Origin of the sequence: Micromonospora sp. NPDC049171, assembly GCF_040648275.1 — a bacterium.
In the GTDB taxonomy this organism is placed as follows: domain Bacteria; phylum Actinomycetota; class Actinomycetes; order Mycobacteriales; family Micromonosporaceae; genus Micromonospora.
The window spans coordinates 117,001-140,629 of the sequence record NZ_JBEZDJ010000011.1 but is presented as its reverse complement, the minus strand read 5'-3'; the positions used below and the strand labels follow the sequence as shown (position 1 = coordinate 140,629).

Here is a 23,629-nt window from a genome sequence, read left to right as displayed (position 1 = left end):
GACCGGCCGGCGGCGCACACCGCCGCCCGGCCCGGCCCGTTCGTCACACCGTCGGCGACTGCTCGCTGATCTCGCTGAGGGCGCTTGTGGGGTCGAGCTGCATGGCCAGGTCGCCGAGCGAGACGATCCCGACCAGCTTGCGGTCGGTGTCACAGACCAGCACGCGGCGGATGCCCCGGTCCCGCATGAGCGCCGCCGCCTCACCCGCCGTGCAGTGCTGCTCGATCATGACCACCTCGCGGGTGACGATCGAGCCGATGGTGGTGGCCGCGGGGGAGCTGTTCTCCGCGACGGCCCGCACCACGATGTCCCGGTCGGTGAGCATGCCGGCGAGGCTGGCGCCGTCGGTGACCACCACGTCGCCGATGTCCGCCTCCTTCATCACCCTGGCCGCCTCGTCCAGGGTGGTCTCGGCCGGCAGGTATACCACCTGCTTGGTCATCACGTCACTGACCCGGTAACCGGTCATGAGAGCCTCCGAAGACGTTTTCACTCGATCCGACTGCACTACCCCGTGACGCGGCAGCTACACCAGGTTCCCACGCGCCTGGCGTACCTCGTGGACGAGCAGGTCCACCAACCCGTCCAGCGGCACCTCCGTGCGCCCGTCGCCGGCCCGCTCGCGCAGCTCGACGTACCCCTCGGTGAGCCGGCGGCCGACCACGACGGCCCGGGGGATGCCGATCAGCTCGGCGTCGGTGAACTTGACCCCGGCCGAGACGTGCGTCCGGTCGTCGACGAGCACCCGCAGGCCGGCGGCGTCGAGGCGTCCGCCGAGCTCCAGCGCCGCGTCGAGCTGCGGGCCCTTGCCCGCGACCACCAGGTGTACGTCGCACGGCGCGATCGCCGCCGGCCAGACCAGCCCCCGGTCGTCGTGGTGTTGTTCGGCGATCGCCGCGACCGCCCGGGACACCCCGATGCCGTAGCAGCCCATGGTCGGCCGGACCGGCTTGCCGGCCGGCCCGAGCACGTCGACCGAGAACGCGTCGGTGTACCGGCGACCGAGTTGGAAGATGTGGCCGATCTCGATGCCGCGCCGGATCGTCAGCTCGCCGTCGCCGCAGTCGGGGCAGCTGTCACCGGCGCGCACCTCGGCCGCCTCGATCGTGCCGTCGGGTGTGAAGTCCCGCCCGCAGACCACGTCTGTCGCGTGCCGGCCGGGCTCGTTCGCCCCGGTCAGCCAGGCGGAGCCGGGCACCACCCGGGGATCGACCAGGTAGCGGATGCCCAGCTTGTCGAGCACCTGCGGCCCGAGGTACCCGCGGACCAGCTCCGGATGCTCGGCCCACTCGTCGAAGACGGCCACCTGGGCCGGCGCCAGCGCGGCGGTGACCCGCTTCAGGTCGACCTCCCGGTCCCCGGGCAGCCCGATCACCAGCGGCTCGGCCCGATCGGCACCCGGTTGCCGGACGGACAGCACCACGTTCTTCAGGGTGTCGGCGGCGGTCCAGCCGTCCCGACCACCCAACCGGCGGGCGTTCGCCAGCTCGACAAGGCTGACGATCGTCGGCGTCTCCGGAGTGTCGTGCGCCTCGGCGGCCGGCTGCGCGCTCGGGTCACCGGCGGTCGGCGCCCGGGTGATCACGGCCTCGGTGTTTGCCGCGTAGTCGCAGGCGGTGCAGCCCACGAAGGTGTCCTCGCCGACCGGAGTCGCCGCCAGGAACTCCTCCGACGCGGAGCCGCCCATCGCCCCGGACATCGCGTGCACCACCGCGTAGTCCAGGCCCAACCGGTCGAAGATCCGCTGGTACGCGGCACGGTGCCGGGCGTACGCGTCCCGCAGCCCCGCGTCGTCCAGGTCGAAGGAGTACGCGTCCTTCATCAGGAACTCCCGGCCGCGCAGCAGTCCGGCCCGGGGCCGCGCCTCGTCGCGGAACTTCGTCTGCACCTGGAACAGCGTCACCGGAAAGTCCCGGTACGAGGTGAACACGTCCTTGACCAGCAGCGCCGCCATCTCCTCGTGGGTGGGTGCCAACAGGTGCTCGGCGCCACGCCGGTCGGCGAGGGTGAAGATGTCGTCGCCGTACTCCGTCCACCGGCCGCTGGTGCGGTAGGGATCGGCCGGCAGCAGCGCCGGGAAGTGCACCTCCTGGTCGCCGATCGCGAACAGCTCGCCGCGCACCACGTCGGTGATCCGGTCCAGCACCAGCTTGCCCAGCGGCAGCCACGTGTAGCCGCCCGGCGCGGCGCGACGGATGTAACCGGCGCGCAGCAGGAGCCGGTGGCTCGGCACCTCCGCGTCGGCCGGGTCCTCGCGCAGGGTTCGCAGCAACAGGGTCGACATGCGCAGCAGCATGCGCGCAGCGTAGAGCGGCGCCGACCGGCCGAGCGAACCAATTCGTCAGTGGCGTCGCCGGGCGTCACGGCGTGCCGGGAAGTCGGCCCTCGCAGCGGACGTCCGGATCGGCCACCGGCCGCCGGGGCATCATCCAGTCCAGCGCGGTCTCCTCGACCGGCCAACCCCGCACCGACACCAGGCTGTACGGCACCGCCGCCGGCTGTGGGCAGAGGACCTGCGACTCGACCCACCCGTTCGGTACGAACCGGACGGTGGCGGAACGGTCCAGCATGATCGTCGACGTGTCGGTGACCGCGATGAGCGCACCGAGCACCACCTCCCGGCCGGCGACGGCCACCGGTGGTGGGACGGCCCCGCTGGCCGGGGGCGCCGTTGCGCCGTCCGGCGGGGTCGTCGCGGCCGGGGCCCGCGGGATCGTCGCGGCCGGTTCCCTCGGCACCACCTCGACCGCGGCGGTGGGCAGCAGCGGCACCCGGAGGAAGACCGCTCCCATCACCACTGGAAGCACTGCGGCGACCGTGAACGCCAGGCCGTGGGTCAGCGCCGGAGCGATCCAGCCGGGGATCGGGCCGGTCAGCAGGAGGGTCGCGGCGGGTGGCACCGCCAGCAGCGCGGCGGTGGCCAACTCGCGATCCTGGTACGCCGTCCAGATCGCCGGGCCCAGCACGCTGTACGCCAGGACCGCCGCCGCCAACGGCAGGGCCACGCTGACCAGCAGGACCCGGGTCGGCTGGTCCGGGTGCAGATAGCGCGTACGCAGCGCGAGCAGCCAGAGGGCGAGCATCAGCAGCGACGGCAGGAAGCGGAGCTGCCAGGTGAGCGCCCCCAGCGCGACCGCCGCGGTGATCACCCAACCGGGGGTACGTGCCGTCCCGGAGGCCAGCAGGGACCGTTCCAGGTCGAACCGGTCAGGGGCGCTGAGCCGGAGCAGCCGACCGAGCACCCCGAAGGTGAGCACGACGACGGGGAACGCCCACACCAGGGCGATCAGCAGGGCGCTGAGCAGGCCGAGCGGGCTGACGTACTGGACCAGCAGCAGCATCGTGGACATGTCCTGTTGGCTGAGCTGCCACAGCCGCAGCACCAGGAGTAGGACGGGAAAAGCGGGAAGGAGGGTCAGCAGCCACTGCTGCGCCTGCCGCGCCCCCGCCATCCGGCGCGGGCGGCCGGTCTCGCCGAAGCTGGTGACGATCCGGGGTACGCCGGGGGCGGCAGCGCGGTCCTCTCCCACGGCCACTGTCGCACCTCCACCTTCCTCGCCTCGGGTTGTTGCTGCTCCGCGACCGGCTGCGGGAGGTTGTACCCCTGCTGCCACCGGAGGTTGGTGTTGTACGCGTTCTCCCAGGTCGAGTTCTCCTCGTCCGTGGCCGAGGCGTAGAGCGCGAGGTCGACCAGGTCGAGCAGGGCCTGGTTGGGGCCGACGTTGACACCCCACTTTTCCTGCGGTGACGAGCCGATGTCCCAGTGCTGCAACGGTTTGACGTTCTTGAGGGTCACCGGAAAGCGTTGACCGTCGTCGCCTGGCTGGTCGCCGGTGACGAAGCCGGCGAGGATCGCCGCGTCGGTGGTGACGGCCTGCACCTTGCCGTCGTACAGCTCCTGGATGCACTCGCTGATCCGGTTCCGGCCCACCGGCCTGGCGCCGGCCTCGGCGAGGCGTTGGATGGACGTCGAGGTGGTGAGCGAGCAGACCGTCAGGCCACGGAGATCCTCCAGGCTGCTCACCTGCTCCCGGAAGCTCTTCAACGTCACCACCGACTGCTCGGTGTGCAGGTACGCGGCGGAGAAGACGGCACCCTCCTCGCGGCGCTTGTCGTTGATGCTGTACGAGGCGATGACCATGTCGACGATGACGAACCCGTCGTTGTCCCGGGCCTGTCGACGGGCCCGGTCCTCGCTCTCGATCGGCACGAAGCGCACCTGGGAGTGGTCGAAGCCGAGGTAGCCCGCGATCAGGTAGGCGATGTCGACGTCGAAGCCCTTCCAGACGTTGTTCGAGAGGCGCTGCGAGATGCCCGGCTGGTCGTCCTTCACCCCGATGACGAGTTGCTGCTTGCCCTTGAGGCCGGCCTGCTCCAGCAACTCGTCGCGGGTTGGCGGGCCGGTCGCGAGGACGATCGGGACCAGGGCGGCAGCCAGCACGGCCAGCGCCACGATGAGCCCGACGAGTCGGAGTTGGCGGGCCCGTGCGGTGCGCGGCGATGTGGTCACCGCCGGGGCCGGCCCCGCAAGGGTCGGCTCGCTTTCCTGGCTCAACTAGGCCCTCCCCGCTGCTCGGACCGGTGATCGGCCCCCCATTGTGGGGCCTGGGAGCGAGTCACGGCACTCCTCGACCGGCCGGATTGGCGACAGAACGGCACGGGTCGGACCGGTTCGTCGCCCCATGACCTCCGCCACGTCGCCCGATCGGGGCACTGTCCACCGCGCCCTCGGTGAAAGACTGGTCGCCGCAGGCAACGAGTGGTGTGAGGGGGCGCGGGTGCGCTGGCGCAGTTTTGTCGCGGTCGGGGACAGTTTCACCGAAGGCATGGATGACGCGTACCCGGACGGCACCTTCCGGGGCTGGGCGGACCTGGTGGCGACCCGGCTCGCCGCCGAGGCGGGCCCCGACTTCCGGTACGCGAACCTGGCCATCCGGGGCCGGCTCTTTCCCAGCGTCGTTGCCGAGCAGGTGCCGTCGGCGGTGGCGATGAAGCCCGACCTGATCAGCTTCGCGGCCGGCGGCAACGACGTGCTGCGCCGCACCTTCGATCCGGACACGCTGGTGGCCCGCTTCGACGAGGTGGTCCGGCAACTGCGCTCGGGCGGCGCGGACGTGCTGCTCTTCCGGTTCGCCGACGTGATGGCCCGACTGCCCGGTCAGCGCCTCGTCGCCCCCCGGGTGCAGTTGCTCAACCAGGCCGTCGGCGAGACCGCCGAGCGGCACGGCGCCATCATGGTCGACCTGTACGCCGACGACACCTTCCTCAACCCGATGCTCTGGAGCACCGACCGGTTGCACCTCTCCCCGGCCGGGCACCGGCGGGTCGCGGGGCAGGTGCTGAACGCGCTCGGGGTCGGTTGCGACGAGGAGTGGCTGATGGTCCCGCCGCACCCGGCGCCGTCGCCCTGGTTGGCTGCCCGTGCCGCCGACGTGCGGTGGGCCGGTCGGCACCTCGCACCCTGGGTGAAGCGGCGACTGACCGGCCGGTCGTCCGGCGACACCGTGACGGCGAAACGCCCGCTGCTCGGGCCGATCGTCGACTGAGCCTCCGAACAGGGCATCCGGCCCGCCACGTAGACCGGTTATCGGATCGCCCGACGTCGTGCCCACCCGATAGTCTCCGTTGCCCCCGTCGATCGAGCACGGGGACAACAGGGAAGGCGGATGAGGGATGACCCTCATACCTGGTACGACGTCGTCCAGATCAACCGGGCGATCCTTGCTGGCTGGCGCACTGTCCACGCTGGTCGCCGCCGGGCTGGTGGTCGTCTCGACCGCCTCGCCGGCCGCCGCGTACGACGTGCGCTTCGAGAAGAACACCTCCTGGGCCTGGACCGACTCCGAGCGCCCAAAGAAGATCGACATTGATCAGGCCGGCGACGTGGCCGTCGGCACCTGGGTCGACAGCAAGCGACGCCCGCACACCTCACGGGCGTACTTCACCTTCGACATCACCTCCTATCGCGGCGCGGTCATCGAACTCGCGACGTTCAACGCCAAGGAGACCGGGGCGGGCGACTGCGCCAAGCGTCCCGAGGTGGAGTTGTGGCGCACCGAGGCGTACACCTCGCGCTCCAGTTGGGCGAAGCCCCCGGTCGACCTCGCGCGTATCGACACCACCGCGCTACCCGCGGAGTCCGGGTGCCCGGCTCCCTACGTCGGATTCGACGCCACGCAGGGGCTGCGTCAGGCACTCGCCGAGGGCAAGTCGACGCTCACTCTCTCGCTCCGGCTCCCGGTCAGGGTCGAGAAGGACCCGAAGCTGGCCCGGAAGTACGCGAGCCAGGTGGGCCTCTCGATCGTGCACAACTACCCGCCGGGCGTACCGACCGACCTGCAGACGGCGAACGGCACGAACTGCACTGTCGCTGAGCCGTACCAGGTGCTGCCGTTCCGAACCCTGGACCTCTCGGCGGTCGTGCACGACAGGGACCGCACCGACACCGGCGGGACGGACGAGATCACCGCGACGTTCGCACTGTGGCCGGTCGACGAGCCGGACGCCCGGGTGGAACGCATCGACTTCTCCCGCGACGGTCAGCGGGCGCTGGGCCGGTTCCGGGATTTCCCCTCCCTGTTCGAGCACGACCGGGTCTACGCCTGGCAGGTGCGGGCGGCGGACAGCGGAGCCACCAGTGAGTGGAGTCCGGTCTGCTACTTCCGTACCGATTTCGAGGGGCCGACCACGGCACCGGCGGTGTCCTCCACCGACTTCCCGGTCGACGGGCCGCCGGCACCGGCGCTGTCGGGGAGGTTCACCTTCGACGCCCAGGGCGCGGCGGACGTGGCCGGATTCGTCTACCAGCTCAACTCCGGCGCTCCCGGCCGGGTGACCGCCAACCACCCCGGCGGCTCGGCCACCGTGACCCTGAACCCCCGCAGCGGCCCGAACTCGCTCGATGTGTGGAGCGTGGATGCCCTCGGCAACCAGTCGCCGGTAACCAACTACCGCTTCTCGGGCGCCCTCACCATGCCGACCATCTCCTCGACCGTCTACCAGGAGTTCACCGAGAGCGGCGGACCGGGCGTACCCGGGGTGTTCACCTTCACCCCGGTCGTGCCCGGCACGGTCAGCTACCGCTACTCCTTCAACGAGCAGACCGGCACCGTGCCGGCCAACGCTGACGGCAGCGCGTCGGTGACCTGGGTGCCGACCGAGGCCGGCTGGACGATGCTCGAGGTTGTCGGCGTCAACCAGGACGGCGTCGAGACCACGGCAGCCATCTGGTTCTTCGGGGTTGCCGAGCAGCCCGCAGGCAGTTAGAGCCGGTGTGCGGCCGGCCCATCACCCTCCCGGGTGGTGGGCCGGGCGCGTTTCCGGCCACATGTGTCGTTCCCGATCCCCGATGCCGGGCCGTCCGGTCGTATCGCGGCGTAGTTTGGGGATCATGTCTGTGCCGAACGATCCTGATCCCCGCCTTCAGTCGTACGCGGACCCGCAACGGCTGGTCACCACCGAGTGGCTGGCCGAGCACCTGGGCGACGAGGGCCTCGTGGTTGTCGAGTCCGACGAGGACGTGCTGCTCTACGAATCGGGTCACATCCCCGGTGCGGTGAAGGTCGACTGGCACCTGGAGCTGAACGACCAGGTGACCCGCGACTATCTGGATGCCGCGAGCTTCGCCGAGTTGTGCGCCGCGAAGGGCATCGGCCGGGGCGACACGGTCGTCTTCTACGGCGACAACTTCAACTGGTGGGCCGCGTACGCCCTCTGGGTGTTCTCGCTCTTCGGCCACGCCGACGTGCGGCTGCTCGACGGCGGCCGGCAGAAGTGGATCGCCGAGGGGCGCGAGGTGACCCGCGACAAGCCAGCTCGCCCCCGTGCCGACTACCCGGTCCCGCTGCGGGACGACGCGCCGCTGCGGGCCTACCGTGAGCAGGTCATGGCGCACATCGCCGCCGGCCGGCCGCTTGTCGACGTCCGGTCGCCGGGTGAGTACACCGGCGAGACGCTGCACATGCCGGACTACCCGCAGGAGGGCGCGCTGCGGGGCGGCCACATCCCGGGGGCGGTCAGCAAGCCGTGGAAGTCCGCCGCCAACGACGACGGCACGTTCAAGTCCGCCGACGAGTTGAAGGCGATCTACGCCGACCAGCTCGGGCTGAGCCCCGACGACGACGTGATCGCGTACTGCCGGATCGGCGAGCGGTCCAGCCACACCTGGTTCGTGCTGCGGCACCTGCTGGGTTACCCGCAGGTGCGTAACTACGACGGCTCGTGGACCGAGTGGGGCAACCTGGTCCGGGCACCCGTCGTCAAGGGCGACCAGCCCGGCGGCCTGGCCGCCTGAGCGGCGGTGTGGGCCTGGCCGCCTGAGCGGTGGTGCTGGCTTGAACCGTCCCCGCGCGATGCCCTGTCGCGCGGGGACGGTCGTTTCAGCCGGCGACCGCGAGCACGCCACGCAGGTCGCGGATGATGCCGGTGATCTCGCCGGTCTCCGGGTTCCAGCGGGCCAGGGCGGCCGGTTCCAGTCGCAGCAGCACCGAACCCTTGTTGTCCCAGCCCAGCACCTCGCAGCAGCCCTTGCTGCGCTCCCGGCCCAGGTCGAGCACGTGCACCACCGCTCCGGTCCGGGCGTCCAGCACGGCCGCCCCCTCGGCGCCGTCGATCTCGCCGTTGGTGATCCACGCCGCGCTGGCCAGTCGCCCGCCGTGCAACCAGCCCCGGCCGTAGAACTCGTTGACCTGGTAGGGCGCGGGCAGCGCATCGCCGGTGATCCGTTCTTCGGAACGGATCGTGGCCTCGCGGGCGGTCCGGGTGCGCAGCTTCAGGCTGCTCCGCTCGCCGATCAGCTCGACAAGCGGTGCCTCGCGGCCGGCTGCCGGATCAGGTGCGACCACGGCCCAGGTCGACACGTCGATCGTGCTCGCCGTCCCGGTGGCCCGGTCCACCGCGTACGTGCGGTCCTCGCTGCCGACCAGCACCCGGTCGTTCGCCCAGACCACCCGCTCCAGATAGCCGTCGAGCGGAATCCGGCGTACCTCCGCGGTGGTGAGGTCGACCATGACCAGTTCCTTGGTCTGCGCGAACGCCGCCGACTTGCCGTCCGGCGACAGCACGCCCGGCTTCACGGCGGGTGCCTCGTTGTAGCTCACGTCCCGGGTGGGTGCCAGCGTCACCACGTCGAGACTGCGCACCACGCCGTCGTTGCCGAGCACCCGAACCGGGCCGTCCGCGCGATTCTCCTCGTCCGTCGGCTGGAACAGCGCCAGCGCCCGCTGGACCGGTCGCTGGGAGAGCGGCACGGTCGCCGGGCCGCTGAGTCGGGCCAGCGGGTCGGGCGGGAAGGTCAGCTCGGCGGGCGGGTGCTGCACGGGGCCAGGGTGCGTGGGGACGACTGTCGGGGTCGGTGCCACCGAGTGATTCGGCGGCGGGTCGGCGGGCGATCGCAGAGCCGCCACCGTGCCACCGCCGACCAGTGCCACGGCCAGGACGACCCCGCCGACCGCCCGCCGAGCGCGCCGCCTACGCCGAGCCCGGTCCCATCCGGCCGACGCCGGCTGGCTGGGTAGGACGTCCTCGACGCTGGCGGTCAGGAGTTGGCGCAGATCCTGCTCGTTCACGGGTTCACCTCCACGCCGGTGGCCAGATCGGCCCTGCCCTGACCCGCTCGGGCGTTCTGGGCGAGATCTGGGGCGGATTCGCGGAGGCGGCGTAGTGCCGCGTGACACTGGCTCTTCACGGTGCCGACGGTCACCCCGAGCGCCTCTGCGGTGGCGACCTCGGTCAGGTCCTCGTAGTAGCGCAACACCAGGACGGCCCGCTGCCGGGGCGGCAGCAGGCCCAGTGCGTCGTGCAGCGTCAGCCGCAGCGCGCCGTCGCGGTCGTGGGTCGCCCGGTCCGGCGGTGTGGCGCTCAGCCATTCCCGCCGTCGGCGACGCCACCACGACACCGCGTCCCGGTAGAGGATGGCCCGCACGTACGCGGCGGGGTCGCCGTCGCGAACCGACGCCCAGCGCAGCGCCAGCTTGAGCAGGGCCTCCTGGAGGAGATCCTCGGCCTGGTGGCGGTTGCCACAGATCAGGTAGGCGGCGCGGAGCAGCCGGTGTTGGTGGCTCTCCACGAAGGCGAGGTAGCCGTCGCGTCCGTCGTGTCCCGTCGGTACCATCCGCCCTCCCTTCCGGCGTCGCGTCACGCGTCACCTGCCAGACGCACGAGGAGGGGTAAAAGGTTGGGTCAGTTTTCCGGCACCCCGGTCAGATAGCGCTGAAGGGTCGGTGCGATCCAGGAGACCAGTTCCTCGGCCGGCGCGTCCACGATGGGTGGCAGGCGGACGATGTATCTGGTGAACGCGAGGCCGAGGATCTGGCTGGCCACCAGACCGGCACGTCGGGTGGTCAGTGCCGGGTCGGTGCCGAACGTGGCCACGGCGGCGGTGAGCTGGTCGGCGAAGATGCCCCGCATGCGCTCGGCGGCGCCCGGGTTGGTGCTGGCGGCCCGCAGGAGCGCCACGAGCGTCTCGTCGCCCTCCCAGCGGGCGAGGAAGTGCCGGATCAGCACCTCGCCGAGGCGGGCGGGCGGCACCGGGGCCAGATCGGGCAGGCGCAGGTCGAACTCGGCCGCCGCCGCGAAGAGCCCCTCCTTGCTGCCGTAGTAGCGCATCACCATCGACGGGTCGATCTGAGCGTCGGCGGCGATGGCCCGGATCGTGGCGCGCTCGTATCCGTCCGCCGCGAAGCGTTCCCGGGCCTTCCGCAGGATCGCCGCCCGGGTGGCGTCGGAGCGGCGGGGGTGGGTCGGCTGGGCGGACGCTGTCATGTCCACGACCGTATGCCAACAACTGTTGACACACAATCAGCAGCGCCCTAGCGTCGCCAACAAGTGTTTGCCAACAGTCGTTGGCAATAGTCGTTGGCAACAGTCTTCCGGAGGTGGCCATGCTGCCCGTGAGCACCGACGTCCTGGTGGTGGGCGCTGGCCCCACCGGTCTCGCCACCGCGCTGACACTGGCCCGACGCGGGATCGAGGTGACCGTCCTGGACCAACTGACCGAGCCGCCCACGACCTCCCGTGCGGCAGTCGTGCACGCGTACACCCTGGAGGTGCTGGACCGGATCGGCGCGGCGGCGCCGCTTGTCGCCCAGGGGGTGCGGTCGCCGCGTTTCACCGTCCGCGACCGGGACCGGGTGTTGCTGGCGGTGCCGTTCCACCAGTTGCCATCCCGCTTCCCCTACGCGCTGCTGGTCTCGCAGTCGGTCACCGAGGCGGTCCTCAGCGGTCGGTTGGCCGCCCACGGCGTCCAGGTCCGCCGGCCGTCGCGGTTGACCGGCCTGACCCCGGCCGGCGACGGGGTGCTCGCGCAGGTCGACGGGGAGACGCTGCGCGCCCGGTACGTGGTCGGTGCGGACGGCCTGCACAGCACCGTCCGGCAGGCGGCCGGTATCGGCTTCACCGGCCCCAGTGACGAGGAGTCCTTCGTGCTCGCCGACGTACGGGTGGACAGCGCCCTGCCCGGTGACGAGGTGGCGCTCTTCCTCGCCCGTTCCGGTCCGCTGATCTGGGCACCCCTGCCGGACGGAGTGGTCCGGCTGGTAGCCGCGGTGGCGACGGCTCCGGCGGATCCGGATGCCGCGTACCTGCAGAGGTTGCTCGACGAGCGTGGCCCGGCGCGACGACCCGACCGGGTGACCGAGGTGCGCTGGGGCTCCCGGTTCCGGGTGCACCACCGGATCGCCGACACCTTCCGAGCCGGGCCGGTGCTGCTGGCCGGAGACGCCGGGCACGTGCACAGCCCAGCCGGCGGCCAGGGCATGAACCTCGGCATCTGCGACGCGGTCGCCCTCGGCACCGCGGTGGCGGACGTGCTCGACGGAGGCCCCGAATCGCTGCTCGACGACTACAGCGCCCGGCAGCGGCCGATGGCCGAGGACGTGTTGAGCTTCGCCGCCGGGCTGACCCGGCTGGCCACCGTCTCCCCGGCCCGTCGACCGGCCCGTGACGTGCTGCTCCGGGTGCTCGGCACACTGCCGCCAGCGCGCCGGAAGGTCGCGCTGCGCCTGTCCGGGCTGTCCCACCGGGCACCGACGCCGGGTTAGCCGACGCCGGTGGGGTTGGGCACGTCGGCCACGGCCGGCCGCAGTGTCCGCCACGCGGCCACGGTGACGAGCGCGAACGTGCCGGCCGCCGCGCCCGCCACCGGCACCGTGCCGTACGCCGCGGCAGCCAGACCGGCGAGCACCGCCCCGACCGGTGCGGTGAGCAGGCCGACCATCCGCTGGGCCGCACCCACCCGGCCGAGCAGACCGGTCGGCACGTGCCGCTGCCCGTACGACGCCGACAGGCTGTTCCACACCACGGTCCCGGCGGCGAAGACGGCCAACGCGAGGCCGCCCGGCACCGGATGCCGAGCCAGCGCGAACCCGGTCAACGCCACGGTCTGCACGGCGAGCACCGCACGCAACGTCGACACCGTGCCGAACCGGGCGGCGAGCCGACCCGCCCCGAGAGCCCCCGTCACACCGCCGACGATGGCGGCGGCGGCGAACAGCCCGTACCCGGCCGGCGGCACCCGCAGCGCGTCCAGCGCGTAGAGCACCAGCACCGCCATGATCCCGCTGATCGCCAGGTTGCTCGCGGCGGCCAGCAGGGTGACCCGCCACAGTGTCCGGTGCCCGCGTAGCCACCGCATCCCCTCGGCGATCTCGCTGCGCACCGATCCGCGCCGTGCGTGCGCTCTCGCGACCGGAACCGGAACCGGTGCCAGGGCCAGCACGAGCAGGGCGGCGGCGGCGAAGGTGACGGCGTCGAGGGCGAACGGCAGGGCCGGGGCGAGGGCGAAGAGGACACCGGCGGCGGGTGCGCCGAGGAAGCCGCCGGCCACCGCGGACCCCGCCTGGAGTCGACCGTTCGCCCGGGGCAGCGCGTCCGGGGACACCAGCGCGGGAAGCAGGGCGAACGACGCGGAGTCGAAGAGGGTGCCCAGCGCGGCGAGGAGGAACGCCGCCAGCAGCAGCACCGCGACACCGACCCGGTCGAGGGCGACCGCCACGGCCAGCGCCGCCACCACGATGGCGCGTACCCCGTCGACCAGGGCCATCGTCCGACGGCGGTCCCAGCGGTCCGCGTACACGCCGCCGAGCAGGCCGAAGAGCAGCGGCGGTAGCTGACCGGCCACGGTGACTGCCGCGATGATCCGGGGGTCGCGGGTCACCGCCGCGGCCAGCAGGGCCAGCGCCGGCGTACGCAGCGCGTCCCCGAGCCGCGACGAGACGGCGGCGGACCAGAGCAGCCGGAAGTCCCGGCCGAGAGCTGAGGAGGTCATCCGGTGACCGTGCCGGTTCGACCGGGTCGAGGGTCAAGCCGTCGAGACGAAAGAGGGACGCGCCTGTCGGTGATCATCGGTACGGTGGGCGCCGGCATCGGACCGGGGAGAAACCAGGCGTGGATCACACTTTCCAGGTCGACCTGCGTGGCGTGGTCGACCTGCTCAGTCATCACCTTTACGGCAGCCCGCGGGTCTACGTCCGCGAGCTGCTCCAGAACGCGGTGGACGCGATCACCGCCCGGCGTGCGGTCGAGCCGGACGCGCCGGCGCTGGTCCGCATCGAACCCCCGGACCGCACCGGGGACGGCACGCTGCGGGTGCACGACACCGGCATCGGCCTGACCGAGGCGCAGGTGCACGAGTTGTTGGCCACCATCGGCCGCAGCTCCAAGCGCGACGAGCTGGGCTTCTCCCGGCACGAGTTCCTCGGCCAGTTCGGCATCGGCCTGCTCTCCTGCTTCCTGGTGGCCGACGAGATCCAGGTGCTCACCAGGCACGGAGACAATCCGACGGTGCGCTGGACCGGGTACGCCGACGGCCGCTACGCGGTGACGCTGGCCCCGCCGGAGGCCGCCCGCGCCGAGCCGGGCACCACCGTCACGCTGGTGCCCCGCCGCGACGCCGACCAGTGGTTCACCACCCCGACCGTCACCGACCTGGCCCGACTCTTCGGGGCGCTGCTGCCGGTCACCGTCCGCGTCGGCGACGTCGTCACCACCACCGGGGCACCGCCGTGGCCGACCACGCCGGATGCGCCGCTGGACCGCGCGGCCCTGATCCGGTACGCGCGGGAGACGCTGGGTGTCGACCCGTTCGACGTGCTGCCGTTGGCCGTGCCGGAGGCCGGGCTGACCGGTGTCGCCGTCATCCTGCCCACCCCGGTGAACCCGGCGGCCCGGGCCGGGCACCGCGTCTACCTCAAGCGGATGCTGCTCACCGAAAATGCCGACGGGCTGCTGCCCGAGTGGGCGTTCTTCGCGCACTGCGTGGTGGACGCGACCGAGCTGCGCCCGACCGCCAGCCGGGAGGCCCTCTACGAGGACACGCTGCTGACGGCGACCCGGGAGGCGCTCGGCGACCAGGTGCGCGGTTGGCTGGTCCGGCTGGCGCGGCACGACCCGCACCGGCTGGCGCAGTTCCTCCAGGTGCACCACCTCGGCGTGAAGGCCCTGGCGTTGCACGACGACGAGATGCTCCGGCTGGTCGACAGGTGGTGGCCCATGGACACCAACGTCGGCACGCTCACCCTCGCCGAGTTCCGCGAGCGCTACGGCGTGGTCCGCTACGCGGCGAGCCTCGACGAGTTCCGTCAGCTCGCCGCCGTGGCCGCCGCGCAGGATCTGGCGGTGGTCAATGCCGGCTACACGTACGACACCGAGCTGATCGAGCGGCTGCCGGTGGTGGACCGCGCGGTGCTGATCGAGCGGCTGGAGCCGAGCGACCTCACCACCCGCTTCGACGCACTCGACCCGCAGGTGGAGCTGGCGCTGCGGCCGTTCCTCACCGCGGCGCAACGGGCCGTCGAACGGTCCGGCTGCGAGGTGGTCATCCGGGCGTACGACCCGGTCTCGCTGCCCGCGCTCTACCTGGTGAGCCGGTCGGCCGCGTTCAACGACCAGCTCGCGGCCAGCCGGGACCGGGCCGACGAACTGTGGGGCGGCGTGCTCGACGCGCTCGCCGCCACCGCCCCGCCGGACCGTCCGCAGTTGGTGCTCAACCACCGCAACCCGCTGGTACGCCGCGTCACCGCGCTGGCCGACCCGGAGCTGGTCGGGCTCGCCGTCGAGGCCCTGTACGGGCAGGCGCTGCTGCTCGGCCACCATCCGATCCGCGCGGCCGACGCCGCGCTGCTGAACGATTCCTTCCTCGGCCTGCTCGGCCGGGCCGTGCCGGGACGGGAGTGAGCATGAGCGACGAGGATCTGTGGCGGGTGCTGCGCGGGATCGCCGACATGCCGTACGGGGCGGGGCAGATCGCCGCGCTGGAGCAGCTGCTGCGTCGGGTGGACGCCGCCGACGACCGGCACCTTGCCTTCGTCACCCGGATGCAGGCCACCGAGGGCTACATCTACGGCGGCGAGCCGGCGAAGTCCTTCGTGACCTTCTCCTGGTGTCTGTCCGAGTTCGACAATGACCCGCAGCCCTACCACCAGAGCCACCTGCACCAGTTGCTGTGGCACTTCAAGTACATGGTCAACGGCCTGCTGAACTTCCCGGAGGTGCCGCTCGACCGCACGTACGCCGTGCTGGACGACATGGAGCGGCGCTACCGGGCCGGTGGGCACAGCCTGCAGGCCGTGTACAAGCACCGGTTCCGGGTCGCCGACCACGTGGGCGACGCCGAAGCCGCAGCGCACTGGTACCGGCTCTGGCAGACCGCCCCGCGCGGCGAACTCTCCGACTGCGCCGGCTGTGATCCGACGGGTCGGGTGGAATACCTCGCCGACACCGGGCGGGACGCCGAGGCGGTGGAGCTGGCCGAGCCGGTGCTCGCCGGCCGGCTCAACTGCAACGAACAGCCGCAGGCGATCCTCACCGCGCTGCTCCTGCCGTACCTGCGGACCGGGCGGGGCGAGGCGGCGCGGGACGCGCACCGGGAGGCGTACCGCCGGCTGCGCGGCAACCTCGCCGACCTGTGGGACATCGGCGACCACGTCGAGTTCTGCACGTTGACCGGCAACGAGGCGCGGGCGGTTGAGCTGGTCGAGCGACACCTGGACTGGTTGGACAAGCCGCCGTCGCCGGCCGCCGCCATGCACTTCGCGGCGGCCGCCGCCGCGGCACTGCGGCAGGCCGGCGGGTCGACCGTGTACCGCCGGGCCGCCGAGGGCCGGCCGGCCGCCGAGGTGTCCGCGGCGGCGCTGGCGGACGAGTTGGCCGAGACCGCGACCGGCCTGGCCGCCCGCTTCGACGCCCGTAACGGCACCGCCCACCAGTCGGAGTGGATCGCCCGCCGGCTGGCCGTGCGGGCGAGCGGGGAGCATCTGCCGCTGTCGGCGAGTGTCCGCCGCCGCCCGACCGGCCGGACCGCCGACCGGGCCGAGCGGGTGCGGCCCGGCAGGGGTGAACGACCCACCGTTGACCTGCCCGCCGACGCCGGCCCCGACGACCTGCTGGACCTCGCGGACCAGAGCTGGGGTCGACACGACCAGACCACCTTCCGGGCGGTGCTTGTCGCCTTCGACGAACGGTTCGGCTCCGCCGAGCTGCCCGCACGTACGTCCGCGCACCGGTTGGCGCTGCGGGCGGGCGAGCGTGCCGACGAGGAAGACTTCGAGAGCGCGGTCGAGCTGAACCGGGCGGCGCTGGAGCTGTACCGGGAGGCGGGCGAGGACGTGCCCGCCCAGGTGGTCGCCGGGCGGCTCGGCGTGCTGTTGGCCCGGTCCGACGAGGGCGCCGAGGCGGGGCTGACGCTGGCCCGCGAGGCGGCCGAGGCCCTGGACCGGTCCGGCGACGCCCGGCAGCGGGCGGGCGGCCACGTCCGGATGGCGTCGGCGTTGCTGAACCGGGAGCGCTGGGCGGACGCGCTCGCCGCGCTCGACCGGGCACCGGCCGACGCGGGCGGCGACCGGCATCTGCTGGCCCGGATTGCGACGTACCGGGCGCACGTGCTGGAGCAGACGGACCGCCTCGACGAGGCGCGAGCCGCCGTCGACGAGGCTCGCCAGCTCGGCCGTGAGCTGGGCGTCGGCGAGGTGATCGTGACCGCCTGCCTGGCCCATGCGCGGATGACTGACGATCCGGCGGACGCCGTGGCCGCCTGCGACGAGGCGTTGGCGGCAGCACCGGCGGACGCGGAGCTGCCGGTCCGAGTCGCCCGCGCTCGGGCCTTGCAGGCGGCCGGCCGGGCCGTCGACGCGGTGGACGACTTCGTCGAGGCGGTGACGCTGTGCGTGGAGCGGGGCGCCGAGGGGGACGCGTTCCTGCGGTGGGAGCTGGCGAACGCGTACCAGATGGTGGGCCGGCTGGCCGAGGCCGCCGAGGTCGCGGAGGAGGCCGTGCTCGGCCTGGACCGGATGGGCGCCCAGGCCGAGGCCGACCGCTGCCGGCACCTGTTGGCCGGCGTCTACGCCAGGCTCGGTGCGGTTGACCCGGCGTTGGCCCTGCTGGAGCAGTTGGCCGTCAATCTGGACGGCCCGGACAACCTTCCCTACCGGGCGCAGGTGCTGGAGGAGGCCGGCGGGATCCTCTTCGACGCCGACCGGGACGCGCTGGCGGGCGAGCGGTTCGCCGCCGCGGCTGAGGCGTACCGGCTCGGTGACCTGCCGCTGGACGAGCTGCGTGCCCGCCGGCGGGAGGCGTACGCCTGGCTCTGGGCCGACGACCGGGACACGGCGTTGCGGGCCGTCGAGGTGGTGGACGGGGTGGCGGCGAAGCTGGCCGGGCAGACCGAGCCGTCGGTGACGTACGAGCTGGCGATGGCGGCCGAGGTCGGCGCACGGGTGCTCACCGGCGAGGGTCGACTGGACGAGGCGTTGGACCGGCTCGCCGGGGTGCCCGACCGGTTGCGGTCGATCGGGGCGTTCAGTGAGGCCGCCATGGCCGAGCGCCTCACCGGTGAGCTGCTGCTGCGTCTGGACCGGCCGGCCGAGGCGGAGGTGCTCCTGCGCCGGGTGCTCGGTGGGCTGCCGGCCGACGCGCAGCCGGTCCGCCAGACGGCCTGGCTGCTGGCTCGTGCGTTGGATTTGCTCGATCGGCCCGCGGAGGCCGCCGCACTGCGTGCGGAGCACGACCTGGACGAGGACGACTGACCCGGAGCGGGCCGCCCCCGACCAGGTCAGGGGTGGCCCGACCCCGGTGCGAGCGACACTCACCGGCAACCACCGCACCCGGTTCGCGGTCTAGGCTTGCCCGGTGACGGTGGAGCAGCAAACACGGGGTGCGGGCCGGCGCAGGTCCCGCAAGGACGAGATTCTGGAGATCGCGGTCGGTCTGTTCGCCGCCCGTGGTTATCACGGTGTGTCGATGGATGACATCGGCGGGGCCGCCGGTGTTACCGGTCCGGCGCTCTACCACCACTTCGCCGGCAAGGAGGCCATGCTGGCCGCCGCGCTCATCCCGGTGAGTGAGGGGCTGCTGGCCGGCGGGCGGGAACGCGCCGCCGGGCGCCCGGGCGACCCGCGCGGAGTGCTGGAGTCGCTTATCGACTTTCACGTCGAGTTCGCGCTGGCCAACCCGGCGGTGATCGCATTGCACCTGCACGAGTTGGACCGCCTGCCGGAGGAGCCGCGGCGACGCATTCGCCGTCTGCAACGGCTCTACGTCGAGGAGTGGGTGACAGTGCTCACCGCGCTGCACCCGGGCATGCCCGACGGCGAGGCGCGGGTGCTCGCGCACGCCGCGTTCGGCCTGATGAACTCGACCCCGTTCCTCGGTGGTGAGGTGGACCGGCGCCGTCGTGCCGAGCTGTTGCGCGGTGCGACCCTGGCCGCGCTGCTCGCCTGAGCCGACTCGTCAGAAGCAGGCCGGTCATGATTCCCTGACATCGTCCCAACATCCGGACGCCGGGAGGAAAAATGATCGAGTCACTGTTGGTCGCCAATCGGGGCGAGATCGCCCGCCGGATCATCCGTACCGCCAAGCGGCTCGGCATCCGCGCGATCGCGGTGTATTCGGAGGCCGACGCCGACCTGCCGTTCGTCGCCGAGGCGGACGAGGCGGTCCTCATCGGCCCACCGGCCCCGGCGCAGAGCTACCGCAACACCGAGGCGATCCTCGCCGCCGCGAAGTCGACAGGTGCCCAGGCCATCCACCCCGGGTACGGCTTCCTGTCGGAGAACGCCGAGTTCGCCCGTACCGTCGAGGCGAGCGGCCTGGTCTGGGTCGGGCCCGGCGCGGACGCGATCACCGCGATGGGCGACAAGATCAATGCCCGGAACCTGATGGCGGCGGCCGGTGTCCCGGTCGCACCCGGCACCACCGATCCGGCCGCCGACCTGGACGCGGCGCTGACGGCCGCCGCCGAGATCGGCTACCCGGTGATGGTCAAGGCCGCGGCCGGCGGTGGCGGCATGGGCATGGCGGTGGCCGTCGACGAGACCGCGCTGCGCACCGAGTACGACAAGGTGCGCGCGTTCGCCGAGCGGATGTTCGGCGACGGCTCGGTGCTGATCGAGCGGTATTTCCCCCGGGTGCGGCACGTCGAGGTGCAGATCCTCGGCCTGGCCGATGGCCGGGTGGTGGCGCTCGGCGAGCGGGAGTGCTCGGTGCAGCGGCGCAACCAGAAGCTGGTCGAGGAGTCCCCGTCGCCGGCGGTCTCGCCGGAGCTGCGGTCCCGGCTCCTGGCGGCGGCGGTGCGCGCGGGTGAGGCGGTCGGCTATCGCAACGCCGGCACCGTGGAGTGCCTGCTGGTCCCGCGTCAGCGGGACTCCGAGGGCGACGGCCCCGGCCCCGGCGCCGAAGAGTTCTTCTTCCTGGAGATGAACACGCGGCTGCAGGTGGAGCACCCGGTGACCGAGTACGTCTACGGCATCGACCTGGTCGAGGAGCAGCTGCGGGTGGCGTCCGGGTTGGCCCCGACCTTCGACCCGGACGCGCTGACGCCGCGTGGCCATGCCATCGAGATGCGGATCAACGCCGAGGACCCGAAGCGTTTCCTGCCCGGCCCCGGTGTGATCAGGACCTGGGTGGAGCCGACGGGCACGGGTGTGCGGGTGGACTCCGGCTACACCGAGGGCAACACTGTCACGCCGTTCTACGACAGTCTGCTGGCCAAGCTGATCATCAGCGGCGCGACCCGAGACGAGGTGCTCGATCGCGCGCAGGAGGCGGTGGCCGCCTTCCAGATCGAGGGCCCGAAGAACAACGTCCCCTTCTTCGCCGAGCTGCTGGCCAACGAAGAGTTCCGCTCCGGCTCCTACGACACCGGCATCGTCGCCCGCATGCGCTGACCCCACCCACCCGCGGTCGGGTTGATCAAGAGGTTTGCGTTAGGAATCCGGACGCAAACCTCTTGATCACCGACCGGGGTGGGTGCGGGGGCTACGGCTGTTGGCGCAGGTTGTTGGGAGTGTCGAGTTGTGGTTGTCGGGCGTGCCAGGGCTGGTCGACCAGGCGGGCCAGCTCTCCCCTGTTCTGCCCGGGTAGGCCGGGCGAACCCATGTCCAGCCGCGGTGCCGGGTAGTGACTCTGCGCCGGACCGCCGCCCCTGGCCTGGCTGGGCGGGAAGTGCCTGGTGTTGGGCGTCGGGGTCGACGAGCCGCTCAACGGCTCGCGCTGTCGAGGCAGATCGTCTGATGTGGGGCCGAGGGGCCGAGTCGTTTGGGCGGCCCGCAACTCACTGACCTCCACCCGCAGGTCGAGACACTCTCGTTCCAGGTCGACGATCCGCTGGCGCAGGCACTGTTCGAGATCGCGGCCGTCCCGCACCTCGGTCCTGTCCTCGGCGCGTTCGTCGCGAACGCCATTCGGTGGCCTCTCGCCGCGGGCCAGCTCGTACAACTCGGCGAGGTCGGCCAGCCACTGCCGGCGGAGCTCCGGCGGCAGCGCGTGCTTCACCACCAGCATCACCGTCTGCCAGGGCGGCCCCTTGCTCTCGGCGGTGAAGTGTCGCGACAGCTTCTTGCGCAGAAGGGACTGTTTCCTGCTCCGACTGGCTCGGTCGGGATCGGACTGGGGTGTGTAGATCCGGTCCGCCAGTTTCTGCCAGGTGTCGATCGGCCCGATCTCGGGGCAGGTCTCCACGATCTCACGGACCGCCAGCGCGTACGTCGACACGGCGGGGTTGTGATATCGCTGGCGATATTGCGCTTCGAGCGTCGACCGCGGCACCAGTCGGTGTCTTTGGGTGCGTTCTGCTGAGAGTGGCACTTGTCCCTCGGCGTTCACATTGCTCCTTTCAATCTCCGGTGGTCATGGCATCCCCGCAAACCGCGCCACGCGGGTCCTTCCAAGAGCTCACATGACGCCGGGATCAACATTTGTACCGCCTCAGATCAAGCAAACGGGTATCTGAGGCTGTGTCGCAAGTCAGATTCTGGCCGGGTGGCTGGCCGGGTTGTCAGGATGAGCCTGCGTTCAGCCCTTACACCAGACCAATTTGGCCGGGTCGTGGTCGCAGCCAGGCCATCTGTCGGGTTGGCCGGGTAGCCCTACGGCAACCCGGTCACAAGATCGTCATGTTCATCGGGTCGGGTCGTTGCCAGGGAGATGGAAACGTCCAACGCCCGATCCAGATTCGTTGTTGATCGTGGAAACAGTCGTGGAAGTTCCATCGACGTTAACCGCCCCGCAATTGCGGGCTGATTGTCGGAGGAAGAGCGATGAACGGTATTGGTGCAGACTGGCCGAGTGCGGGGTCGCGGGCGGTCCGCATTCTGCGGAAGGCATCGCTCGGCACCGATGGCGCCGTGGTGCTGGCTCTGCTCGTGGGTCGAGAGGGCGCCGCCGCGTGCGCGGGCGCCCTCTCGACCGCACTCCGATGCGCTGCGGAGCTCTTGGAAGGACCGTCGCAGCGCTGACCACCGGAGGCGTCCGGACGGTGGGGTCGAGCCGATGGCTGGCCCCGCTGTCCCGCCGGCACCAACGTAGCCACCCGACCGCCCGCAGTTCCATGCCGCCGCCGGTGATGGCATCCTTCTGGCCTGATTCATTCGCCGAAGGGTGGTCCGGCGCTGGCTGGACGGGCCACCCCGGCGGGCGGCCGTCGCACACCGTGTCCGTACCGCCTCCGACGCTGGCGGCTATCCGGGCCGGGGTGTCGCTACCGTTGTCCCACCAGGGCAGATAGTGAGGTGACCCATGGCGGAATTGCCAGATTTCGTCTCCATTCGCGAGGTTGGGCCACGGGACGGGTTGCAGAACGAGGACCCGATCCCGGCCGAGGCCAAGGTGCGCCTGCTCGACGCCCTCTCCGGCACCGGCGTACGCCGGATCGAGGCGGTGTCGTTCGTGCACCCCAGGGCGATTCCGCAGATGGCCGACGCCGACGAGGTGTGGCAGCGGGCGGTGCGGGCCGACGGGGTGCGCTACTCGGCCCTGGTGCCGAACACCCGGGGTGCCCAGCGCGCCCTCGCGGCCGGTTTCACCGAGATTGAGGTGGTGGTCTCGGCCAGCGACACGCACAACCGGCGCAACGTCAACCGATCCACGGACGAGTCACTTGACGACATCGCCGAGCTGATCGATCTGCTGCACGGCGCCTCCGCGCGGGTCGAGGTGATCGTGGCGACCAGCTTCGGCTGCCCGTACGAGGGGGACATCGACCCGAAGCGGGTGGCCGGGATCGTGGACCGGGTGGTCCGTGATGGCGCGGACCGGGTCGCGTTCGGCGACACCACCGGCATGGGCACGCCGCGTCGGGTCCGCGAGCTGCTGACCGCGGTACGCGACCGCGACGCGCAGGTGCCGGTGCTGCTGCACTTCCACAACACCAGGGGTACGGCGCTGGCCAACCTGTTGACCGCGCTGGAGTTGGGGGTCACCGAGTTCGACGCCAGCGTCGGTGGTCTGGGCGGCTGCCCGTACGCGCCGGGGGCGAGCGGCAACCTGGCCACCGAGGAGGCCGTGCACATGCTGCACGACATGGGCATCGACACCGGCATCGACCTGGCGGCTCTGCTCGAGGTGGCGGAGTTGGCCGAGGAGTTGCTCGGCAAGAAGCTGCCGTCCGGCGTGCTGCGCGCCGGCCCGCGTACCCGGCTGACGCCGCTGCCGAGCTGAGGACGCGACGAAGGGGCCGGCGCGGACGCCGGCCCCTTCCACCTGCCAGGTCGGTCAGCTCACCGGAGCGACCACGCTCGGCCAGCTGTCCCGGAAGATGTCCGCACTACGGTCGGTGGCGCTGAAGGTGCCGGCGAAGAGGCTTGTCACCCGGTTCGCCTCGGCGGTGCTCGGGTACGGGTTGGTGCAGCCGGTGCCGGCGCTGCCACCGGACATCAGGATCGCGCAGTTGCCGTTGTAGTTGTCCGGCAGGCCGAGGATGTGCCCGATCTCGTGGGTCATGATCCGCAGCACGCTGTACTGCGCCGCCTGCTGGGTGTCGATGTAGACCCGGCCGTTGCCGAGGCTGGTCCGGACGGCGTAGGAACCGCCGCCGGTGATCCGGTAGATCCGGAGGTTGGAGCCGCAGTTCGCGGAGAGCGTCAGGTTCGACGTGGCGTTGTTCCAGATCGAGGCGGACTGGTTGGCGACGCTGGCGTAGCTTCCCGCCTGGCTGGTGTTGTAGCAGATGGTCATGGCGGCGGATGCGGGCGCGGGGTTGGCGACCGTGACGCCGACGGTGGCGAGTGCCGTCGCGAGGAACGCGACAGCGAGCCGATTGAGTCGTGAGGTCATCGCTGACTCCAATCCGGGAGGAGGGGTGCCAGGAGCCTAGCGATAAGGATTCATGTTATTCAATGTCTTGTGCTGGGCCTCGCCCGTC

The 23,629-nt window shown here is 71.7% G+C and carries 19 protein-coding genes; 9 read left to right on the top strand and 10 right to left on the bottom strand.

The annotated features are described in order from the left end of the window. Positions 1 to 43 precede the first annotated feature (43 nt). The 4 genes from AB0B14_RS16135 to AB0B14_RS16120 all read right to left on the bottom strand — a co-directional run bounded on the left by AB0B14_RS16135 (position 44) and on the right by AB0B14_RS16120 (position 4,555). Positions 44 to 469 carry a CBS domain-containing protein gene (locus AB0B14_RS16135; RefSeq protein WP_252416973.1) on the bottom strand — a complete coding sequence of 142 codons (426 nt, stop codon included), beginning with the start codon at positions 467 to 469 and terminating at the stop codon, positions 44 to 46. A gap of 57 nt (positions 470 to 526) precedes the next feature. Continuing rightward, positions 527 to 2,296 (bottom strand): proline--tRNA ligase, encoded by a 1,770-nt coding sequence (locus AB0B14_RS16130; protein ID WP_357066211.1) that lies wholly within the window; start codon positions 2,294 to 2,296, stop codon positions 527 to 529. A 64-nt stretch (positions 2,297 to 2,360) separates the two neighbouring features. Then, complete coding sequence (locus AB0B14_RS16125; RefSeq protein WP_357066549.1) at positions 2,361 to 3,530, bottom strand: hypothetical protein; 1,170 nt, start codon at positions 3,528 to 3,530, stop codon at positions 2,361 to 2,363. Next, positions 3,416 to 4,555, bottom strand: a complete 1,140-nt coding sequence (locus AB0B14_RS16120) for a transporter substrate-binding domain-containing protein (RefSeq protein ID WP_357066214.1) — start codon at positions 4,553 to 4,555, stop codon at positions 3,416 to 3,418. The genes AB0B14_RS16125 and AB0B14_RS16120 overlap by 115 nt, the downstream gene beginning before the upstream one ends. A 223-nt stretch (positions 4,556 to 4,778) precedes the next feature. Between AB0B14_RS16120 and AB0B14_RS16115 the strand changes: the two genes are divergently transcribed. The 3 genes from AB0B14_RS16115 to AB0B14_RS16105 all read left to right on the top strand — a co-directional run bounded on the left by AB0B14_RS16115 (position 4,779) and on the right by AB0B14_RS16105 (position 8,293). Then, positions 4,779 to 5,546: an SGNH/GDSL hydrolase family protein gene (locus tag AB0B14_RS16115; RefSeq protein ID WP_357066217.1), complete on the top strand. Its 768-nt coding sequence runs from the start codon at positions 4,779 to 4,781 to the stop codon at positions 5,544 to 5,546. A gap of 175 nt (positions 5,547 to 5,721) precedes the next feature. Beyond that, positions 5,722 to 7,266, top strand: coding sequence for a hypothetical protein (locus AB0B14_RS16110; protein WP_357066220.1), 1,545 nt, complete (start codon positions 5,722 to 5,724; stop codon positions 7,264 to 7,266). 124 nt (positions 7,267 to 7,390) lie between these two features. Beyond that, entirely contained in the window at positions 7,391 to 8,293 is a 903-nt protein-coding gene (locus AB0B14_RS16105; protein ID WP_357066224.1) for a sulfurtransferase, read from the top strand. 85 nt (positions 8,294 to 8,378) lie between these two features. Here the strand turns inward: AB0B14_RS16105 and AB0B14_RS16100 are convergent, their stop codons facing one another. The 3 genes from AB0B14_RS16100 to AB0B14_RS16090 all read right to left on the bottom strand — a co-directional run bounded on the left by AB0B14_RS16100 (position 8,379) and on the right by AB0B14_RS16090 (position 10,761). Beyond that, positions 8,379 to 9,566: a hypothetical protein gene (locus AB0B14_RS16100; protein WP_357066227.1), complete on the bottom strand. Its 1,188-nt coding sequence runs from the start codon at positions 9,564 to 9,566 to the stop codon at positions 8,379 to 8,381. Then, on the bottom strand, positions 9,563 to 10,111 hold the full coding sequence (locus AB0B14_RS16095) for a SigE family RNA polymerase sigma factor (RefSeq protein ID WP_357066231.1): 549 nt from the start codon (positions 10,109 to 10,111) through the stop codon (positions 9,563 to 9,565). Before AB0B14_RS16095 ends, AB0B14_RS16100 begins: the two co-directional genes overlap by 4 nt. A 68-nt stretch (positions 10,112 to 10,179) precedes the next feature. Then, positions 10,180 to 10,761, bottom strand: a complete 582-nt coding sequence (locus tag AB0B14_RS16090; RefSeq protein WP_357066234.1) for a TetR family transcriptional regulator — start codon at positions 10,759 to 10,761, stop codon at positions 10,180 to 10,182. A gap of 119 nt (positions 10,762 to 10,880) precedes the next feature. Between AB0B14_RS16090 and AB0B14_RS16085 the strand changes: the two genes are divergently transcribed. Next, positions 10,881 to 12,038 (top strand): FAD-dependent oxidoreductase, encoded by a 1,158-nt coding sequence (locus AB0B14_RS16085; protein ID WP_357522903.1) that lies wholly within the window; start codon positions 10,881 to 10,883, stop codon positions 12,036 to 12,038. Here the strand turns inward: AB0B14_RS16085 and AB0B14_RS16080 are convergent. Next, positions 12,035 to 13,264 (bottom strand): MFS transporter, encoded by a 1,230-nt coding sequence (locus tag AB0B14_RS16080; RefSeq protein WP_357522862.1) that lies wholly within the window; start codon positions 13,262 to 13,264, stop codon positions 12,035 to 12,037. The genes AB0B14_RS16085 and AB0B14_RS16080 overlap by 4 nt on opposite strands. Before the next feature lie 119 nt (positions 13,265 to 13,383). On the opposite strand from AB0B14_RS16080, the gene AB0B14_RS16075 reads away from it, so the two are divergent. From AB0B14_RS16075 to AB0B14_RS16060, 4 genes are all read left to right on the top strand, one after another. After that, positions 13,384 to 15,171, top strand: coding sequence for an HSP90 family protein (locus AB0B14_RS16075; protein WP_357522861.1), 1,788 nt, complete (start codon positions 13,384 to 13,386; stop codon positions 15,169 to 15,171). A gap of 2 nt (positions 15,172 to 15,173) precedes the next feature. Beyond that, positions 15,174 to 18,017: a hypothetical protein gene (locus tag AB0B14_RS16070; protein ID WP_357066239.1), complete on the top strand. Its 2,844-nt coding sequence runs from the start codon at positions 15,174 to 15,176 to the stop codon at positions 18,015 to 18,017. Positions 18,018 to 18,120: 103 nt separating this feature from the next. Then, positions 18,121 to 18,711, top strand: a complete 591-nt coding sequence (locus tag AB0B14_RS16065; protein ID WP_357066242.1) for a TetR/AcrR family transcriptional regulator — start codon at positions 18,121 to 18,123, stop codon at positions 18,709 to 18,711. Between the two features lie 71 nt (positions 18,712 to 18,782). Further along, on the top strand, positions 18,783 to 20,156 hold the full coding sequence (locus AB0B14_RS16060) for a biotin carboxylase N-terminal domain-containing protein (RefSeq protein WP_357522860.1): 1,374 nt from the start codon (positions 18,783 to 18,785) through the stop codon (positions 20,154 to 20,156). A 91-nt stretch (positions 20,157 to 20,247) separates the two neighbouring features. Here AB0B14_RS16060 and AB0B14_RS16055 read toward each other — a convergent pair whose 3' ends face one another. After that, complete coding sequence (locus AB0B14_RS16055) at positions 20,248 to 20,982, bottom strand: hypothetical protein (protein ID WP_357522859.1); 735 nt, start codon at positions 20,980 to 20,982, stop codon at positions 20,248 to 20,250. Between the two features lie 1,023 nt (positions 20,983 to 22,005). On the opposite strand from AB0B14_RS16055, the gene AB0B14_RS16050 reads away from it, so the two are divergent. After that, entirely contained in the window at positions 22,006 to 22,926 is a 921-nt protein-coding gene (locus AB0B14_RS16050; protein ID WP_357066251.1) for a hydroxymethylglutaryl-CoA lyase, read from the top strand. 54 nt (positions 22,927 to 22,980) lie between these two features. On the opposite strand, the gene AB0B14_RS16045 is transcribed toward AB0B14_RS16050, so the two are convergent. Further along, a complete protein-coding gene (locus AB0B14_RS16045; RefSeq protein WP_357066254.1) occupies positions 22,981 to 23,541 on the bottom strand; it encodes a snapalysin family zinc-dependent metalloprotease in 561 nt (186 codons plus the stop codon). Between the last annotated feature and the right edge of the window lie 88 nt (positions 23,542 to 23,629).

Excerpts from the sequence above, each read along its gene's own strand:
- AB0B14_RS16070 (WP_357066239.1), top strand. The coding sequence starts at position 15,174 with ATGAGCGACGAGGATCTGTGGCGGGTGCTGCGCGGGATCGCCGACATG.
- AB0B14_RS16090 (WP_357066234.1), bottom strand. The coding sequence starts at position 10,761 with ATGACAGCGTCCGCCCAGCCGACCCACCCCCGCCGCTCCGACGCCACC.
- AB0B14_RS16060 (WP_357522860.1), top strand. The coding sequence starts at position 18,783 with ATGATCGAGTCACTGTTGGTCGCCAATCGGGGCGAGATCGCCCGCCGG.
- AB0B14_RS16045 (WP_357066254.1), bottom strand. The coding sequence starts at position 23,541 with ATGACCTCACGACTCAATCGGCTCGCTGTCGCGTTCCTCGCGACGGCA.
- AB0B14_RS16095 (WP_357066231.1), bottom strand. The coding sequence starts at position 10,111 with ATGGTACCGACGGGACACGACGGACGCGACGGCTACCTCGCCTTCGTG.
- AB0B14_RS16130 (WP_357066211.1), bottom strand. The coding sequence starts at position 2,296 with ATGCTGCTGCGCATGTCGACCCTGTTGCTGCGAACCCTGCGCGAGGAC.
- AB0B14_RS16105 (WP_357066224.1), top strand. The coding sequence starts at position 7,391 with ATGTCTGTGCCGAACGATCCTGATCCCCGCCTTCAGTCGTACGCGGAC.
- AB0B14_RS16080 (WP_357522862.1), bottom strand. The coding sequence starts at position 13,264 with ATGACCTCCTCAGCTCTCGGCCGGGACTTCCGGCTGCTCTGGTCCGCC.
- AB0B14_RS16135 (WP_252416973.1), bottom strand. The coding sequence starts at position 469 with ATGACCGGTTACCGGGTCAGTGACGTGATGACCAAGCAGGTGGTATAC.
- AB0B14_RS16085 (WP_357522903.1), top strand. The coding sequence starts at position 10,881 with ATGCTGCCCGTGAGCACCGACGTCCTGGTGGTGGGCGCTGGCCCCACC.
- AB0B14_RS16050 (WP_357066251.1), top strand. The coding sequence starts at position 22,006 with ATGGCGGAATTGCCAGATTTCGTCTCCATTCGCGAGGTTGGGCCACGG.